Below are 16,004 nucleotides of genomic sequence, written 5' to 3'. Positions count from 1 at the left end.
CTCCCCGAGAAGCAGGCAGTGATGTTCAGCAGTTCTCTCGCGGACGCACCCCTTGTCCGTGAACCCCTCCACGCCCCCGTCGCCCACCTCGTCCGCGGCGGAATCGTCGAAGGCATCCACTACGGCTCCGTCGTCGTCCTCGACGCCGACGGAAGGGTCGCGCTCCAGATCGGAGACATCGAGGCCGCCTTCTACCCCCGTTCGGCGATCAAGCCCGTCCAGGCCGTGGCCATGGCCCGGGCGGGGCTGCCGCTCGACGGAGAGCTCCTGTCCCTGACGGCGGCCAGCCACTCCGGCGAGGAACGCCACCTCGCCGGTGCCCGGCGCATCCTCGACCTCGCCGGGCTCACCGAGGGCCATCTGCGCAACGTCACGGACATGCCGTTCGACCCCGTCGTCCGGGACGCCTGGGTGCGCGAGGGCCGGCTGCCCTCGCGGCTCGCGCAGAACTGCTCCGGCAAGCATGCCGCCATGCTCTACACCTGCATGCTCAACGGCTGGCCCCTGGAGAACTACCTCGACCCCGGCCACCCGCTCCAGCAGGCGATCGCCGAGATCGTCGAGGACCTGACCGGGCAGCGCATCGCCCGGGTCACCGTCGACGGCTGCGGCGCACCCCTGTTCTCCATCTCGCTGCACGGCCTGGCCCGCGCAACCGCCCGGATCGTCACGGCCGCCCCGGGTACGCCCGAGGCCCGGGTCGCCGACGCGATGCGCGAACACGCGGAGATGGCCTCCGGCTCCGGGCGGGACGTCGCCGCGCTGATGCGGGCTGTGCCGGGGCTGTTGTCCAAGGACGGCTTCGAGGGCGTGCAGGTCGCTGCGCTGGCCGATGGGCGGGCCGTTGCGGTGAAGATCGCGGATGGGGCTAACCGGGCGCGGGTCCCCGTGACCGCCGCCGCGTTGGCCCGGGCCGGTGTCGACCCCGAGCTGCTCACGGAGTTCCAGGGCGAGCCGCTGCTGGGCGGTGGGCAGGAGGTCGGGCGGGTGCGGCCCGTTCGTTCGCTGGAGCCGCTTGCCGGTGCTGCCCGCGCCTGATGCCGTGCCGGATTCTGCCGTCCGGCGGCTGCGGGGCGCATGTGGCCGGTCGCGCAGTTCCCCGCGCCCCTGAAGGGGCGCACACCCACCCTCACCTCCCTCAGAAAGAGGACCCTCACCGTCATGACCGCCGCCACCCGTTCCGAGCACGATCTGCTCGGTGACCGTGACGTTCCCGCCGAGGCGTACTGGGGTGTGCACACCCTGCGGGCCACGGAGAACTTCCCCATCACGGGCATGCCCATCTCCGCCTACCCGCACCTGATCGACGCCCTGGCCGCCGTCAAGGAGGCCGCCGCCCTCGCCAACGAGGAACTCGGCCTGCTGGAGGCGAAGAAGGCCGCTGCCATCGTCGAGGCCTGCCGTGAGATCCGTGACGGCAGGCTGCACGACCAGTTCGTCGTGGACGTCGTCCAGGGCGGTGCGGGCACCTCCACCAACATGAACGCCAACGAGGTCGTGGCGAACCGGGCGCTGGAACTGCTGGGCCACGCCAAGGGCGAGTACGCCTTCCTGCACCCCAACGAGGACGTCAACCTCGGCCAGTCCACCAACGACGTCTACCCGACCGCCGTCAAGATCGCGACGGTGTTCGCGGTGCGCGGGCTGCTCGACGCGATGTCCGTCCTCCAGGACACGTTCGCGGCCAAGGCCGTCGAGTTCCGCGAGGTGCTCAAGATGGGCCGCACCCAGTTGCAGGACGCGGTGCCCATGACGCTGGGCCAGGAGTTCTCGGCCTATGCCGTCATGCTGGACGAGGACCGGTCCCGTCTCGCCGAGGCCGTCCAGTTGATCCATGAGATCAACCTCGGCGCGACCGCGATCGGCACCGGCCTCAACGCCCCCGCCGGATACGCCGAAGCGGCCCGCCGACACCTCGCGGCCATCACCGGGCTCCCGCTGGTGACGGCGGCCAACCTGGTCGAGGCGACCCAGGACTGCGGCGCCTTCGTGCAGATGTCCGGGGTGCTCAAGCGCATCGCGGTCAAGCTGTCCAAGAGCTGCAACGACCTGCGGCTGCTGTCCTCCGGCCCGCGCGCTGGCCTCGGCGAGATCAACCTGCCGCCCGTGCAGGCCGGTTCGTCGATCATGCCCGGCAAGGTCAACCCGGTGATACCCGAGGTCGTCAACCAGGTCGCCTTCGAGGTCATCGGCAACGACGTCACCATCACCATGGCCGCCGAGGCCGGACAGCTCCAGCTCAACGCCTTCGAGCCGATCATCCTGCACTCCCTGTCGGAGTCCATCACGCATCTGCAGAGCGCGTGCCTGACCCTGGCCGAGCGCTGCGTGTCCGGCATCACCGCCAACACCGAGGCGCTGCGCGCTAGCGTCGAGAACTCCATCGGCCTGGTCACCGCCCTCAACCCGCACATCGGCTACACCGCCGCCACCGACATCGCCAAGGAGGCCCTCGCCACCGGCCGCGGCGTGGCAGAACTCGTCCTGGAGAAGGGCCTGCTGCCCGCCGAGACACTCGCCGGCCTGCTGCGCCCCGAGGTTCTCGCCGGCAGCGGCCCGGCGCCGGCCTGACCTGCCGGAGCGCACCGGGACCGGCGGAGGGACAATGGCGATCATGACGTCGTCGACGACCTTCCAGCCGGTCCTGGAGCGCATCGCCGAGGAGATCGAGCGGACCCCCGGCCGTGGCCGGCCCGCCGACTACATCCCGGCGCTCGCCGCCCGCGACCCGCGCAGCTTCGGCATGGCCGTCGCCGAGCCGGACGGCACGGTGTACGGGGTGGGGGACTGGCGGCAGCCGTTCTCCGCGCAGTCCCTCACCAAGGTCTTCACCCTCGCTCTCGACCTGGCCCGCGAGGGCGACGCCCTGTGGGAGCACGTGGGCCGCGAGCCCTCCGGCAACCGCTTCAACTCCCTGGTCCAGCTGGAGCACGAAAACGGCATCCCGCGCAACCCGTTCATCAACGCGGGCGCCCTCGTCGTCACCGACCGGCTGCACACCCGCACCGGCGACGCCTCGGGCGAACTGCTGGCGTTCCTGCGGACGGAGAGCGGCAACCCCGGCCTGACCTTCGACCAGGAGGTCGCCGCGTCCGAGACCGCCCACGGCGACCGCAACGCCGCGCTCGGCCACTTCATGGCGTCCTACGGCAACATCGACAACCCCGTTCCGACGCTGCTGGAGCAGTACTTCCGGCAGTGCTCGATCGCCGCGTCCTGCGCCGACCTCGCCCTCGCCACGAGCTTCCTCGCCCGGCACGGCATCCGCGCCGACGGCACCCGCCTGCTCAGCCGCAGCCAGGCCAAGCAGATCAACGCCATCATGCTGACCTGCGGCACGTACGACGCGGCCGGCGACTTCGCCTACCGCGTGGGCCTGCCTGGCAAGAGCGGAGTGGGCGGCGGCATCATCGCGGTCGTACCGGGGCGCTGCACCCTGTGCGTGTGGAGCCCGGGCCTGGACGAACGGGGCAACTCGGTGGCGGGCGTGGCCGCGCTCGACCGGTTCACGACGCTGACCGGTCTGTCGGTGTTCTGACCGGCGCCTCCGCCCAGCCCGGGAGCCCTCAACCGAGGAACTCCTCCAGCATCGGCAGCAGCAGCTCCGTGCGCCGCATGAGCGCCATGTGGGTGGTGTCCGGGAGCACCGCCAGCCGGGCGTCGGGGATCAGGTCGCGCATCTCGGCGGCGTGCTCCACGCGCAGGAAGTCCGTGTCGCCGAGCACCAGGAGCGTGGGCGCGGCCAGAGCGCGCAGGTCGTCCGCGGTCCAGGGCAGCGGGGCGTGCGCCGCCGTCCCGCACTTGGCCATGAAGTCCGCGAAGTGCCCGGGGTCCGGCGCGACGGCCGCGTAGGCGTCGGCCATCTCCCGGAAATCCGCCTGGCTCGGCAGCCGCGGTGAGGCGTACTCCGGGTCCCGGACCTCCTCGTAGTAGCCGTCCTGCCGGTAGTGGGTGGCGGCGAGGACCAGCCGTCCCACGCGATCGGGGTGGCGCACGCCCACTTCGAGGGCGGTCAGGCCGCCGAGGCTGAAGCCCAGGAAATCCGCCCGCTCGATGCCCAGCTCGTCCAGCAGGGCGACCACGTCCGAGGCGAGGTCCGGCACGCTCATCTCCCGCTCGATGTCGGCCGTGTGCCCGTGGCCCTGCAACTCGGGAGCCACGACCGGGCGTGTGGCCGCCAGAGCCGGCAGGAGGGCCCCGAAGGACAGGCCGATCGTGAGCACCCCGCCGTGCAGCAGCACCAGGGGCCGCCGCCCGCCGCCGGCGCCGTGCAGCTCGTAGTACATCTCCAGGCCGTTGACCTTCGCGTAGGCCGAGGTGCCGGTCATGGGATCACGTCCGTTCGTCGGTGTGCTGACGCCGGTAGGACTCTCGCCCCGGCGGGAACTCATCGGCCGGCGATCACCGGCCGGTCACCGAGGGGCCGCCCTCCGGAGAGCGGGGCGTCCCGTTCCGGCCATCCGCCGTTGACACGCTGCCCGAGTGTTGGCCATGGCTTTCCCCGTCGATCTCCGCCGCTGCCAGATGCTCGGTCTGGCCGGTACCGCCTGCCTCGCCCTGGGCGGTGAGACGGCCGGTGCCCTGCCCGTGGAGGACCTTCTCCACCCGGCCTCCGCTCGCGCCGCTCTCGGCCTGGTCGGCGCGTACTTCGGCGTCGTCCTGCTGATCGCGGCCTGGGCGCTGCTGGGCCGGCTGGTCCGAGGGCCGAGACCACCCGCGCCGCGCGCCCTGCTGCTCGTGCTCGCGACCTGGGCGGCCCCGCTGCTGCTCGCCCCGCCGCTGTTCAGCCGGGACGTCTACAGCTACCTCGCCCAGGGGGCGATGGTCGAGGCGCACCTGGACGTCTACGCGCACGGTCCGTCCCTGCTCGGCGGTCCGCTCGCCGCCGAGGTCGCCCCGCTCTGGCGGCACACCGGCGCCCCGTACGGGCCGGTGTTCCTGGCCGTGGCGGCGGCCCTGTCGGCTCTGACCCGCGGCGAACTGCCCGCCGGACTGCTGGGGATGCGGCTCGTCGCCCTCGCCGGCGTGGCCCTGATGGCGGCCGCGCTGCCCCGCCTCGCCCGCCACAACGGCGCCGACCCGTCCGCCGCGCTGTGGCTGGGGGCCCTCAACCCACTGGTCTTGCTGCACCTGGTGGCGGGAGCCCACAACGACGCCGTCATGCTCGGCCTGCTCGGTGTCGGTCTGGTGGCCGCGCTGGGCAGGTGGCCGGTCCTCGGCGCCGTCCTGGTCACCCTCGCGGCTCTGGTCAAGGCACCCGCCGTGCTCGGTCTCGCGGCGGTCGTGGTCCTCCAGGTCCGGGGCGGCCGCGGTCCGGCGAAGGCCGTCGTGACGACCACCGTCGCGGCCGCGGGGACCACCGTCGCCGCGACGGCCGTGGCCGGCACCGGATACGGCTGGGTCGGCGCCCTGAACACCCCGGCCTCCCCGCAGAACTGGGCCCTGACCACCCTCCTCGGCCGCGCCACCCAGGCCCTGCTCACGCACCTCGGCAGCGACCTCGCGCCCTTCGCCGTCCCCGCCTGGAACGTGCTGGGCGTCGTGACCGCCGTGGCCGTGATCGTGCTGATCTGGCGGCGGCTGCGCCTGCGGCCGGTGTACGCGCTCGGCCTGTCCCTGGCCGCGGTGGCCGCGTTCGGCCCGGCGATCCGCCCCTGGTACGCCCTGTGGGGCCTGTTCCTCATCGCCGCCGCCGCACCCAGCACCTCCGTGCACCACCGCACGGCGGCGGTGACCGGCGTGCTCGCGCTGTCCGTCCTGCCCAGCGGCGGGCCGGCGGACTCGGGGCAACTCGCGCTGGCCGTCTGTGGCGCAGCACTCGCGGTCGTCGTGCTGTGGCAAGCCCACCAGGCCGAACTCGCCCCGGCGCCGGGACGCGCGGCATGACCCCGGCCCTGCCGCGCACCGAGCGGGGCCGGCTGCTGCTGGTGTCGGCCCTCGTCGCACTGGTGACGGTCTTCACCGTGACCGTGCCGCTGCTGCGCGACTGGTTCGACCTGCGCGTCTACTACGGCAGCATCGACAGCTGGGTCCACCACGGCGGCCGCATCTACGACTACCGGGTCCCCGGCACCACATACGGCTTCACCTACCCGCCGTTCGCCGCGGTCGCCATGCTGCCGATGGCCCTGCTGGGGCTGCACACCGCGATCGCCGTGGCCCTGCTGCTCAACCTGGCGGCCCTGGCCGTGATCCTGCGGCTGCTCGCCGGACCGGACTGGCGGCGTCACGGCTGGTTCGGCTGGGCGCTGACCGCCTGTCTGCTCGCCCTGTTCGAACCGCTCCGCGACACCCTCAGCTTCGGTCAGGTCAACCTGCTGCTGCTGGCACTCGTCCTCGCCGACGCGACGCTGCTCGCCACCGGACGCGGACGCCTGGCGGGTGCCGGCATCGGGCTCGCGGCGGCGGTCAAGCTCACTCCCGCGCTGTTCATCGGTCTGCTGCTGGTGGCCAGGCGGTGGCACGCGGCGGCGGTCGCGACGGCCGTCGCCCTCGGGGCCACGGCCCTGGCGGCCTGGGTGGACCCGGACGCGTCGCGCTTCTACTGGACCGAGGCGCTGTGGGACACCGGCCGCGTGGGGCGCCTCGACTACGTCTCGAACCAGTCGGTGCAGGGCATCCTGGCCCGGCTCGGTGAAACGGACCGCACCGTGTGGGCGGTGGTGGTCCTGGCGGTCCTCGGCGTATGGGTGCTGCGGACGCGCCGGGCGGTCGCCGCGGGGGACTGGACGGCGGCGTTCGCCCTGACCGGCCTCGCCGCCTGTCTCGTCAGTCCGATCACATGGGTGCACCATCTGGTGTGGCTGCTCCCGTCCTTCGCCGTGCTGGTCCGGGCGGGGCGCCCCCGGATCGCGGGCGCCCTGTACGCGGTGCTGTGCACCAGCGTGGTGTGGCTGTGGTTCGACGACGCCTCCGGCGTCGACGGGTTCGTGGGCAGCAACACCTACGGCTGGATCACCCTGGGGCTGCTGCTGTGGCTGCCGGCCGGTCAGCTCCGGCCCGGTCTGCGAACCGGGAGCCGCAGCACCAGCACCACGACCGCCGCCCCCGTACCGGCGGCACCCGCGATGAGCCCCGCCTCCGTCCAGGCGGAGGTGTGCTCCTCCGGTACGGCCGCCGCGACCGCGGGAGGCGTCGTCGTCGGCCGCGTGGACGTGGGCGGCGCGCCGAGCGAGCCCACCGCCTCGACCTTCCCGGCCGACCTGAAGCCCCAGTCGAGCAGAGAGCGGGCCTCCTCGTACACGGTGGAGCCGCCGCCGTCCTGAGGGTTCATCACCGTCACGACCAGGGTGCGCCCGTCCCGGCGCGCCGCCGCGACAAGGGTGCTGCCGGCCTTGCTGGTGTAGCCGTTCTTGATGCCGATCAGCCCGGGGTACGGCTTCACGCCATTGGCACCGCTCAGCAGCCGGTTGGTGTTTTGGATCGGGTACGTCGACGTGCCGCTGCCGGGGAACGTGGCCTCGACGGTGGCGCAGTACCGGGCGAAGTCCGGGTTGCGCAGCCCCACCCGGCCGAACACCGCCAGGTCGTACGCCGACGACACCTGGCCGGGGGCGTCGTAGCCGTCGGGCGACACCACGTGGGTGTCGAGGGCGCCGAGGGAACGTGCCTTGGCCTGCATTCGCTCGGCCGTGAGCCGCCAGCCGCCGTTGAGCTCGGCCAGGACGTGTACGGCGTCGTTGCCCGAGTTGAGGAAGACACCGCGCCACAGGTCGGCGATCCGGTACGAGCGGCCTTCGGTGACGCCGACCAGGCTGCTGCCGGCACCGATGCCCCGCAGCTCCCGCGCGCGGACCGTGTGCCGGACGCCCGCCGGCAGCCCGGGCAGCACGGTGAGGGCGAACAGGGTCTTCAGGGTGCTGGCCGGGGGCAGCCTGCGGTGCGCGTTGTGGGCGGCGAGCACTTCGCCGCTGCGGGCGTCGGCCACGAGCCAGGACAGCGCGGAGACCTCCGGGAGGCGAGCCACGCCGGTGCGCGGGCGGACCTGGATGCCGGGTCGGTACAGCAACGAGGGGTGCGGGGCCGCGGCCCTCGGCCCGCCCGGCGGCGTGGGCTCCGCGCCACCGGGGTCGGCCGCCGCCGCGGGCGTCAGCGCCAGGAGCCCTGCCACGCAGAGCGCACCGGCCGACGCGGCCACCCGGGAAGAGAATCCGATGATCATATGATCAACGTAGGAACGGACCTGCTCCGCACGGCGACGGCGGGGCCGCATTCCGCGCGCTAGCACCCGGATGGATGATCTCCCCGCGTCAGGTCGAGGGCAGGGTCGGCTGGACGCGCCGCAGGAACGTCGCGTTGTCCGGTGTCTCGCGCATGCGCTCCAGGAGGGTCTCCAGACCGCCTTGCCCGTCCCGGTCCCGCAGCACGCGCCGCAGACCGTGGACGGCAGCCAACTCCGGTCGGTCCAGCAGGAGTTCTTCGCGGCGTGTGCCCGAGGGTGTGATGTCGACGGCCGGGAACACCCGGCGGGACGCCGGGTCCCGGCTCAGCCGGAGCTCCATGTTGCCGGTGCTCTTCAACTCCTCGAAGTAGAAGTCGTCGGCCCGGGAGCCGGTCTCGACCAAGGCGGTCGCGAGGATCGTGAGGGAACCGCCCTCCTCGGCCGACCGGGCGGCGCCGAAGAACCGCTTGGGGCCGGTCAGTGCGGACGCGTCGACGCCCCCGGTGAGGATGCGGCCCCCGGAGGAGGCGGCGTTGTTGTGCGCCCGGCACAGCCGGGTCAGCGAGTCGAGGAGGACGACGACGTCCTCACCGGCCTCGACGAGCCGCTTGGCGCGCTCGATCACCAGGTCGGCGAGCGCGATGTGCTGCTTGGCGCCGCGGTCGAAGGTCGAGGCGTACACCTCGCCCTGCACACTGCGCCGCATGTCCGTGACCTCCTCGGGCCGCTCGTCGAGCAGCAGCATCATCAGCCGGCACTCGGGGTGGTTGCCGGTGACGGCGGCGGCGAGCTGCTGGAGGAGGACGGTCTTGCCGGTCTTGGGCGGGGCGACGAGGAGCCCGCGCTGGCCCTTGCCGACGGGTGCGATCAGGTCGACGACGCGGCCGGCGAGGCCGGCGGCCGGGTGCTCGAACCGCAGCCGCTCGTGCGGGTGCAACGGCGTCAGGTCCCGGAAGTGGCGCCGGCTGCGCGGGTCCCCGGGCGTACGGCCGTCGACGCGTGCGACATCGGTCAGGCCGCGCCGGTCTCCGGTCACGCCCTCGACGAGGTCGCCCTTGCGCAGGCCGTACCGGCGGATCAGCGAGGGGGAGACCGCCGTGTCGGCGGGCGTGGGCGTGCAGTCCTCGCCGCGCAGGTGTCCCTTCCCGTGCGCGTCGATGTCGAGGACGCCGGACACGGTCCGGGCGGGGGACTGCTGCTGTACGGGCGGGTTGTCGAGTGTGGTGGTCATGGTGGTGGGTGTCCTTTCACGGACGGCAGGCATGAGACGTGCGAAGGGAAGGGAGAGTGCCGCGAAGGGAAGGCCTGTGGCGCGCTTCCGGGCGGCGGGGGACAGCACCGCGGATACGACGAACACGTCGTGGTGCTGGAAATGAAGGAGAGAGATGAAGAACGGCACCGGCGCCCGCAAAGAGGGGCGTGCACGAGTGCTCTTCGCAATGTACCACCGAAAGCGGTGGATGGGGATGGACCTACCTCAGCGGGGGTGGGTCAGCGCGTCGCCAGCAGCCCGTACAGCAACGGAATCCGCGGCTCGGGCAGTCGCCACCAGCCGGACTCCGTGCGGACCATCTGCGGCCAGCGCGGCCAGGGAAGCTCGTCGCCCTCCCGAAGTCGCCGCACGGCGAGTCCCGCTCGCGTCAACGCGTTCACGACCTCGCCCATTCCGTGCATCCACTCGTAGCTGTCCGTGGCCCCTTCGACGGCCGGACCGTCCGTGTAGGTGTGGGTCCCGTCGCGGTGCACCGGGCCACCGCCGCCCAGGTAGTCGTGGCGCAGCAGCAGCTCGGGCCCCTCGCCCGGAGCGGGCTTCGGGCCGAGCGAGTTGAGCAGGGGATGGAATTCGACCACGTACAACAGGCCGCCGGGACGCAGGAGCCGGGCGATGATTTCCGCCCACCGGTCCAGGTCGGGGAGGTAGCACAGGGCGCCCTTGCCGGTGTAGACGACGTCGAACCGCCGCCCGTCCAGGGCCTCGACGGCGTCGTACACGTTCGCTCGGACGTACGTGACGTCCGCGCCGGCCTTCGCCGCGATGTCCTGGGCGGCGGCCACCGACGCCCCGGAGAAGTCGAGGCCGACGGCGCGGGCGCCGCGCCGTGCGAAGGCGATCGTCTCCGTACCGAGGTGACACTGGAGGTGCAGCACGTCACGCCCGGCGAGCTCGCCGAGGTCCTCCCACTCGAACGGGGCGAACCAGCGCTCGGGTTCGAGGCCCTGGTCGAGACCGTAGAAGCGGCTGGCGAGGTGGACGGGTGTGCGGGCGTCCCAGTTCGCCTGGTTGGCCCTCATCAGCCGGTCGTGCTCGACGGACGTCATGAGGACATGAAACCGTGAACCGGCCGCGGGTGCCGGGAGAACGCGGGAACGGAACTCGGTAGGTGTCGCTCAGACCGGGCGGGTCCGTGCCTCCTCGGCGATCCGCTCGAACTGCTCGCCCATGGCCGCCGCGAGCGCCTGGGCCGCCGACAACGGGCGCACCATCACCGTGAATTCGTCGATGAGGCCGTCCTCGTCGACATGGATGAAGTCGCAGCCGCTGATCTCCCGGTCTCCCACGCGTGCGGCGAAGACGAGGGCGTGGTCGCGGCCGTTCACGTCGTTGATCTCGCGCACGTAGCGGAAGTCCTGGAAGACCTCGGAGACGGCACGCAGGATCGCCGCCGTGATCGCCTTGCCCGCGTACGGCTTGAACACGACGGGGCTGGTGAAGACGACGTCCGGCGCCAGCAGCGCCTCAGCGGAGTCGAGGTCGAGCTTCTCGATCGCCTCACGGAATGCACGCATCGAAACCGCCTTGGTCAATTTTTTGAGTAGGTGCGGAGTAGAATAATCATCCGTTGGTACGGTGTCCACATGTCTCTCAAGTACGCCGTTCTGGCGGCTCTCCTGGAGGGCGAGGCCTCGGGGTACGAGCTGTCGAAGGTGTTCGACGTGTCGCTGGCCAACTTCTGGGCCTCGACCCCGCAGCAGCTCTACCGGGAACTGGAGCGCCTCGCGCAGGACGGACTGATCGAGGCCAGGGTGGTGCGCCAGGAACGGCGGCCCGACAAGCGCATGTTCACGCTGACCGAAGCCGGCCGTCAGGACCTGGGCACGTTCGCCGCCACGCCGCCCCGGCGGCCCACCACCATCCGCGACGAGCTCCTCATCAAGATCCAGGCCATGGACGGCGTGGACCCGGATGCGACGCGTGCGCTGGTCGAGGAGCGCGAGGCGTGGGCCCGCGGCAAGCTCGCGCGCTACCGGCGGGTGCGCGAGCGCCTCCTGGCCGGCCGCAGCGAGGAGGAGTACCTCCGGGAGGCCGACCGTGTCGGTCCGTACCTCACCCTGATGGGAGGCATCGGCTTCGAGGAGGAGAACCTCCGCTGGTGCGAGCGCGTACTCACCGTCCTGAAGCAGCGGGCTCCCCTAGGCTGAGCCGATGTTCAGCCCCGAAGGCCCCAGTGTCCGCGAACTCGCCGTCCAGGCGCTGTCGTCCGTCGAGCGTGGCTACGACCTCCTGGCGCCGAAGTTCGACCGCACGCCCTTCCGGACACCCGACGCGATCCTCGACGCCGTGGGCTCGGCCCTGCGGTCTGCCGGGCCCTTCGCCGCCGGACTCGACCTGTGCTGCGGTACGGGAGCGGGCGTCGGTGTGCTGGCAGGGGTGTGCGGGGAGAGGGTCACCGGCGTCGACTTCAGCGCGGGCATGCTCGACGTCGCACGCGAGCGGGTCGGGCCGACGGGCCCGCCGGTCTCCTTCGTCCGGGCCGACGCCCGCGCGCTGCCCTTCGCGCCCGCCTTCGACCTGGTGGTCAGTTTCGGTGCCTTCGGGCACTTCCTGCCCCGCGAACTGCCCGGGCTGTTCGCGCAGGTCCGCTCCGTCCTGCGACCGGGCGGCTGTTTCGCCTTCCCACTGGTCGCCCCGCCCCGCCCGGGCTCGCTCGGCTACTGGGCGCTGCTCGGCTTCGACACCGTGATGCGGGTGCGCAACGTGCTCTGGCGGCCTGAGTTCGTCATGTACTACCGCACGTTCCGCCTCCGGGATGTGCGGCGCGGACTCGCGGCGGCCGGTTTCGGGGTGGAACTCCAGCCGCTCCCCGAGTTCGGGCGGCGGCCGGACGGAAGCCCCAGGGTGCGGCTCGTCATGGCCCGGCTGCCGGGCTAGGCCCGGGCGCCGGGGTGTTGCTCAGCCGCGCAGGAAGTTCAGCAGATCGTCGTCGAACGCCTTCTCGAAGTCGCCGACCAGGCCGTGCGGGGCGCCCGGATACACCTTCAGCGTCGCGTCCTTGACGAGCTGGGAGGTCCGGTGGGCCGAGGCGGCGATCGGCACGATCTGGTCGTCGTCCCCGTGTGCGACGAGCGTCGGCACGTCGATGCGCCGCAGGTCCTCCGTGAAGTCGGTCTCCGAGAACTGCGCGACGCAGTCGTAGGCGCCCTTCAGGCCGGCCTGCATGCTCCACATCCAGAACGCCCGCCGCACGCCCTCCGACGCTGCGGCGCCGGGCCGGTTGAAGCCGTAGAAGGCCTCGCTCAGCTCCCAGTAGAACTGCGAGCGATCCGCCGCGACACCGGCGCGGATCCCGTCGAAGGCCTCCTTCGGCGTCCCCTCCGGACTGGCCTCCGTCCGCAGCATCAGCGGCGGCACCGCACCGAGCAGCACGACCTTGGCGACCTGCGCCGTCCCGTGCCGCCCGATGTAGCGGGCCACCTCGCCGCCGCCGGTCGAGTGGCCCACCAGGACCGCATCGGTGAGGTCCAGTGCCTCGATCAGCTCGGCCAGGTCGTCGGCGTACCGGTCCATGTGGTTGCCCTGCCATGGCTGGCCCGAGCGGCCGTGTCCGCGGCGGTCGTGCGCGATCGCCCGGAAGCCGTGCTCGGCGACCAGCCGGGCCTGCCCGTCCCACGCGTCCGCGTTGAGGGGCCAGCCGTGGCTGAACACCACGGGCTGCCCCGCGCCCCAGTCCTTGTAGTAGAGCTCGGTTCCGTCGGAGGTCGTGAACGTGGTCATGGGGATCCTCTCGGGGTTGCCTGGGGAGCCGTGCCGTCTCTCGATGATCTCCGTCATCTCCGGGAACCCGCGTCGGCAGTCCGCCGAACGGGTGACCGACGGCTTTCGGGCGCAGGCGGCGCTGCCCGGCCCGGCAGGGAGAACTCGTATACCGGTGCGTCCTGTTGGGCGTCCACGAGAAGGTCGGTGATCTCCAGCGGGCGCGCGTACCGGTCGTGCACCCGCCGGGTGACCCGCACCGACGCAGTGCTCGTGAGACGGGCGACGGCATCGCGGTGGTGCAGGGTGAGACCGGCGCGGCGCATCCAGTCGCAGGCCCGCCGCAGCTGCGCGGCGGCGGTGCCGTCGGCGCGGTCGCGCACCGATAGCGGTGGACCAGGGTCGGGTGGCCGGGAGCCAGACCCAGGGCCTCGGCGTGATCCGCCGGGGGTCGTACGGGGTGGTGCGGGCCATGCCGCCCCTCCTGGGGGTGACGTTTGCAGCCGTGCGGGCTCGGTGCGCCACCAGATCCAGCATTGGTCTGAACCAGCCAGGAAGGGGGGCAGGGCGGTTCGGCCGGAACCGGCCCGCCCGCGCCCGCCCTCACAGCGCGGCGTACAGGGCGTCGACCAGCGCCGTCTTTCGCGGGTCGTTGGCGATACGTGGCCCCATCCGGTTCATCACATAGCCGAGGGACACCCCTGCCTCCGGGTCGGCGAGCCCGCAGGAGCCGCCGAAGCCGTCGTGCCCGAAAGCGCGCGGGTTGGGTCCGTACGAGCCGTCGGGGCCGCTGAGCCAGAGCCCGAGCCCCACCTCCGTCTCGTGCTCGAAGCCGGCGCCGAGCACCAGGTCCCGGCAACCGCCCTGCCCCTCGCGCACCCGCTCGGCCGACTCGGGGGACAGCAGACGGTGACCTCCGTAGGCACCGCGCCCCGCGAAGACGCCGTACAGCGCGGCCACCGCACGGGCGGTGCCATGCCCGTTCGCCGCCGGGATCTCGGCGGCCCGCCACTCCGGGGTGTTCGCCGCGGCGGCGGACACCGCCGGGTTGGTCAGCGCGGCGATGGCCGCCGGCGTCAACTGGGCGAAGACCGCCGCCTGTTCACTGCTCGCGGTGACCGCCGGCTGGACCAGCTCGGCCGCCCGGCCGTAGTCCCGCTCCGGCAGGCCGATGCGGAAGTCGATGCCGAGCGGGCCGGTCACCTCCCGCGCCAGGAAGGCCCCCGGTGGCAGCCCCGACACCCGGCGTACGACCTCGCCGACCAGATGGCCGTAGGTCAGCGCGTGATAGCCGGACCGGGTGCCCGGTTCCCACCAGGGCTCGGTCGCCGCGAGCCGCTGTGTGGTGAGCTCCCAGTCGCAGAGCTGCTCCAGCGAATGGGGCTCACGCAGACCGGCCAGACCGGCGCGGTGCGACAGCAGATGCCGGACGAGCACCTTCTCCTTGCCCGCGGCGGCGAACTCGGGCCAGTACAGGGCCACCGGCGCGTCCAGGTCGAGCAGTCCGCGATCGGCGAGGAGGTGCGCGCACAGGGCCACCGGACCCTTGGAGGTGGACCACACGTTGACCAGGGTGTCCCGCTCCCATGGCCGGGAGCGCGCCGCGTCGGCCCAGCCGCCCCACAGATCCACCACGGTCCGGCCGCCGACGGTGACGGCCACCGCGGCGCCCAGTTCACCGCGCTCCCGGAAGTTCTCCTCGAACGCCCTGCGCACCCCCGTGAACGCAGCGTCGCAGTGACCGTGCACCTTTGTCCCGATCTCGGACATGAACCCCTCCGCCGACCGCCCCGGACCCGGACCGCCGCGTCGCGGCCCGGGCGCGATGAACGTACCGACTGGTCGGACCGAGCGGAAGCCCGGCGGAGGCGAACGGCCGGATCAGATGTACGACCGCATCCAGCGCAGCTTGGCCGCCTGCTGGAAGGGGCCGCCGCCCTCGTGGTCGTTGAAGTCGTAGACCTCGATCGCCTTGTCCTCGTGGCTCCAGGCGTTGAAGGCCGCGAAGACGGTCGAGGGCGGGCAGGTCTGGTCCTCCAGGGCGGCCGAGAAGAGTGCCGGCGCCCGGCCGCGGGCGGCGAAGTGGACGCCGTCGAAGTAGGACACCGTGCGCAGGGCGTCCTCCGTGCGGCCGCGGTGGGTCTTGAGATAGAGGCCGATCTCCCGGTACGGGTGCCGGTCCGTGATCGTCGTCGCGCGCGGGAAGTCGCACAGGAACGGCACGTCCGGCGCGACGCCCGCCAGGTCCGGGACGAGGCCGCCGACCGCGATCGTGATGCCGCCGCCCTGGCTGGAACCGACGGCCACCGTGCGCGCCGGGTCGGTGAGGGGGTGGGAACGGGCCGCCTCCACGGCACGCACCGCGTCCGTGTAGACCCGGCGGTAGTAGTAGTTCTCCGGGGCGTCGATGCCGCGCGTCATGAAGCCGGGGTACGCGGGCGCGCCGCCCACGGGGTCCGCCGTGCCGCCGCCCCCGCCCCAGGCGCTGCCCTGCCCGCGGGTGTCCATCACGAAGTGCGCCCGGCCCGAGGACGCCCACAGCAGGTGCTCGTGCGGGAGCCCGCGGCCGCCGCCGTAGCCGACGAACTCCACCACGAGCGGCAGCGGGCCGTCCGCGTCGGCCGGGAGCGTCAGCCAGCCCTTGACCGGGTGGCCGCCGAAACCGGCGAAGGTCACATCGAAGACCTGGACGGTGGACAGGCCCGTGTCGACCGGTTCGAAGCGGGTGTCCAGGTCGTGCAGGCGAGCCTCCTGGAGGGTCTTGGACCAGAAGGCGTCGAAGTCCTCGGGCTCGGTGGCCGCGCTGCGGTACTCGCGGAGCTCGTCGAGCGGAAGGTCGAACAGGGCCATGCAGGACCGCCTTGGGTGAGA

General features: G+C 72.5%; 14 protein-coding genes and 2 pseudogenes. 7 read left to right on the top strand and 9 right to left on the bottom strand.

Going from position 1 to position 16,004, the window contains the following annotated elements:
- Window positions 1-21: 21 nt before the first annotated feature.
- The 3 genes from ACFY5B_RS20315 (at window position 22) to ACFY5B_RS20305 (ending at window position 3,538) form a co-directional block, all read left to right on the top strand.
- On the top strand, window positions 22-1,038 hold the full coding sequence (locus ACFY5B_RS20315; RefSeq protein ID WP_389971619.1) for an asparaginase: 1,017 nt from the start codon (window positions 22-24) through the stop codon (window positions 1,036-1,038).
- Between the two features lie 123 nt (window positions 1,039-1,161).
- On the top strand, window positions 1,162-2,571 hold the full coding sequence (gene aspA / locus ACFY5B_RS20310) for an aspartate ammonia-lyase (RefSeq protein WP_389971074.1): 1,410 nt from the start codon (window positions 1,162-1,164) through the stop codon (window positions 2,569-2,571).
- 34 nt (window positions 2,572-2,605) lie between these two features.
- Window positions 2,606-3,538: a glutaminase gene (locus ACFY5B_RS20305; RefSeq protein ID WP_389971072.1), complete on the top strand. Its 933-nt coding sequence runs from the start codon at window positions 2,606-2,608 to the stop codon at window positions 3,536-3,538.
- A 28-nt stretch (window positions 3,539-3,566) separates the two neighbouring features.
- Here ACFY5B_RS20305 and ACFY5B_RS20300 read toward each other — a convergent pair whose 3' ends face one another.
- Window positions 3,567-4,328: an alpha/beta fold hydrolase gene (locus tag ACFY5B_RS20300; protein ID WP_389971071.1), complete on the bottom strand. Its 762-nt coding sequence runs from the start codon at window positions 4,326-4,328 to the stop codon at window positions 3,567-3,569.
- A gap of 163 nt (window positions 4,329-4,491) precedes the next feature.
- On the opposite strand from ACFY5B_RS20300, the gene mptB reads away from it, so the two are divergent.
- Both mptB and ACFY5B_RS20290 read left to right on the top strand, forming a co-directional pair.
- The gene (mptB, locus tag ACFY5B_RS20295; RefSeq protein WP_389971069.1) at window positions 4,492-5,886 is read left to right on the top strand and encodes a polyprenol phosphomannose-dependent alpha 1,6 mannosyltransferase MptB; all 1,395 of its coding nucleotides are present in this window, start codon (window positions 4,492-4,494) and stop codon (window positions 5,884-5,886) included.
- Window positions 5,883-7,265, top strand: a complete 1,383-nt coding sequence (locus tag ACFY5B_RS20290) for a glycosyltransferase 87 family protein (RefSeq protein ID WP_389971067.1) — start codon at window positions 5,883-5,885, stop codon at window positions 7,263-7,265. The genes mptB and ACFY5B_RS20290 overlap by 4 nt, the downstream gene beginning before the upstream one ends.
- A gap of 59 nt (window positions 7,266-7,324) precedes the next feature.
- On the opposite strand, the pseudogene ACFY5B_RS20285 reads toward ACFY5B_RS20290, so the two are convergent.
- The 4 genes and pseudogenes from ACFY5B_RS20285 to ACFY5B_RS20270 all read right to left on the bottom strand — a co-directional run.
- Window positions 7,325-8,161: pseudogene (locus ACFY5B_RS20285) on the bottom strand (D-alanyl-D-alanine carboxypeptidase family protein); the annotation flags it as partial.
- A gap of 88 nt (window positions 8,162-8,249) precedes the next feature.
- Window positions 8,250-9,392 (bottom strand): transcription termination factor Rho, encoded by a 1,143-nt coding sequence (gene rho, locus ACFY5B_RS20280; protein WP_389971065.1) that lies wholly within the window; start codon window positions 9,390-9,392, stop codon window positions 8,250-8,252.
- A gap of 260 nt (window positions 9,393-9,652) precedes the next feature.
- Window positions 9,653-10,480 (bottom strand): class I SAM-dependent methyltransferase, encoded by an 828-nt coding sequence (locus ACFY5B_RS20275; RefSeq protein WP_389971063.1) that lies wholly within the window; start codon window positions 10,478-10,480, stop codon window positions 9,653-9,655.
- Between the two features lie 69 nt (window positions 10,481-10,549).
- Entirely contained in the window at window positions 10,550-10,948 is a 399-nt protein-coding gene (locus ACFY5B_RS20270; RefSeq protein ID WP_389971061.1) for a nuclear transport factor 2 family protein, read from the bottom strand.
- Window positions 10,949-11,017: 69 nt separating this feature from the next.
- Between ACFY5B_RS20270 and ACFY5B_RS20265 the strand changes: the two genes are divergently transcribed.
- Together ACFY5B_RS20265 and ACFY5B_RS20260 are read left to right on the top strand one after the other, a co-directional pair.
- Window positions 11,018-11,581: a PadR family transcriptional regulator gene (locus ACFY5B_RS20265; RefSeq protein WP_389971059.1), complete on the top strand. Its 564-nt coding sequence runs from the start codon at window positions 11,018-11,020 to the stop codon at window positions 11,579-11,581.
- A 4-nt stretch (window positions 11,582-11,585) separates the two neighbouring features.
- A complete protein-coding gene (locus tag ACFY5B_RS20260) occupies window positions 11,586-12,311 on the top strand; it encodes a class I SAM-dependent methyltransferase (RefSeq protein WP_389971057.1) in 726 nt (241 codons plus the stop codon).
- Window positions 12,312-12,332: 21 nt separating this feature from the next.
- On the opposite strand, the gene ACFY5B_RS20255 is transcribed toward ACFY5B_RS20260, so the two are convergent.
- The 4 genes and pseudogenes from ACFY5B_RS20255 to ACFY5B_RS20240 all read right to left on the bottom strand — a co-directional run bounded on the left by ACFY5B_RS20255 (window position 12,333) and on the right by ACFY5B_RS20240 (window position 15,983).
- Entirely contained in the window at window positions 12,333-13,154 is an 822-nt protein-coding gene (locus ACFY5B_RS20255) for an alpha/beta fold hydrolase (protein WP_389971055.1), read from the bottom strand.
- 53 nt (window positions 13,155-13,207) lie between these two features.
- Window positions 13,208-13,584 (bottom strand): annotated as a pseudogene (locus tag ACFY5B_RS20250) (hypothetical protein); the annotation flags it as partial.
- A 152-nt stretch (window positions 13,585-13,736) separates the two neighbouring features.
- Window positions 13,737-14,903, bottom strand: coding sequence for a serine hydrolase domain-containing protein (locus tag ACFY5B_RS20245; RefSeq protein WP_389971053.1), 1,167 nt, complete (start codon window positions 14,901-14,903; stop codon window positions 13,737-13,739).
- Window positions 14,904-15,014: 111 nt separating this feature from the next.
- Entirely contained in the window at window positions 15,015-15,983 is a 969-nt protein-coding gene (locus ACFY5B_RS20240; protein ID WP_389971051.1) for an acetylxylan esterase, read from the bottom strand.
- Window positions 15,984-16,004: the final 21 nt, after the last annotated feature.

The organism is Streptomyces sp. NPDC013187 (assembly GCF_042899705.1).
GTDB lineage: Bacteria > Actinomycetota > Actinomycetes > Streptomycetales > Streptomycetaceae > Streptomyces > Streptomyces hawaiiensis_A.
This window is presented reverse-complemented; position numbering and strand designations above follow the sequence as displayed.

What these genes read in the sequence shown, in the direction of transcription:
- ACFY5B_RS20265 (WP_389971059.1), top strand. Translation starts at nt 11,018, where the DNA reads ATGTCTCTCAAGTACGCCGTTCTGGCGGCTCTCCTGGAGGGCGAGGCC.
- ACFY5B_RS20305 (WP_389971072.1), top strand. Translation starts at nt 2,606, where the DNA reads ATGGCGATCATGACGTCGTCGACGACCTTCCAGCCGGTCCTGGAGCGC.
- ACFY5B_RS20275 (WP_389971063.1), bottom strand. Translation starts at nt 10,480, where the DNA reads ATGACGTCCGTCGAGCACGACCGGCTGATGAGGGCCAACCAGGCGAAC.
- ACFY5B_RS20300 (WP_389971071.1), bottom strand. Translation starts at nt 4,328, where the DNA reads ATGACCGGCACCTCGGCCTACGCGAAGGTCAACGGCCTGGAGATGTAC.
- ACFY5B_RS20315 (WP_389971619.1), top strand. Translation starts at nt 22, where the DNA reads ATGTTCAGCAGTTCTCTCGCGGACGCACCCCTTGTCCGTGAACCCCTC.
- ACFY5B_RS20240 (WP_389971051.1), bottom strand. Translation starts at nt 15,983, where the DNA reads ATGGCCCTGTTCGACCTTCCGCTCGACGAGCTCCGCGAGTACCGCAGC.
- mptB (WP_389971069.1), top strand. Translation starts at nt 4,492, where the DNA reads ATGGCTTTCCCCGTCGATCTCCGCCGCTGCCAGATGCTCGGTCTGGCC.
- ACFY5B_RS20290 (WP_389971067.1), top strand. Translation starts at nt 5,883, where the DNA reads ATGACCCCGGCCCTGCCGCGCACCGAGCGGGGCCGGCTGCTGCTGGTG.
- aspA (WP_389971074.1), top strand. Translation starts at nt 1,162, where the DNA reads ATGACCGCCGCCACCCGTTCCGAGCACGATCTGCTCGGTGACCGTGAC.
- ACFY5B_RS20255 (WP_389971055.1), bottom strand. Translation starts at nt 13,154, where the DNA reads ATGACCACGTTCACGACCTCCGACGGAACCGAGCTCTACTACAAGGAC.
- ACFY5B_RS20260 (WP_389971057.1), top strand. Translation starts at nt 11,586, where the DNA reads ATGTTCAGCCCCGAAGGCCCCAGTGTCCGCGAACTCGCCGTCCAGGCG.
- ACFY5B_RS20270 (WP_389971061.1), bottom strand. Translation starts at nt 10,948, where the DNA reads ATGCGTGCATTCCGTGAGGCGATCGAGAAGCTCGACCTCGACTCCGCT.
- ACFY5B_RS20245 (WP_389971053.1), bottom strand. Translation starts at nt 14,903, where the DNA reads ATGTCCGAGATCGGGACAAAGGTGCACGGTCACTGCGACGCTGCGTTC.
- rho (WP_389971065.1), bottom strand. Translation starts at nt 9,392, where the DNA reads ATGACCACCACACTCGACAACCCGCCCGTACAGCAGCAGTCCCCCGCC.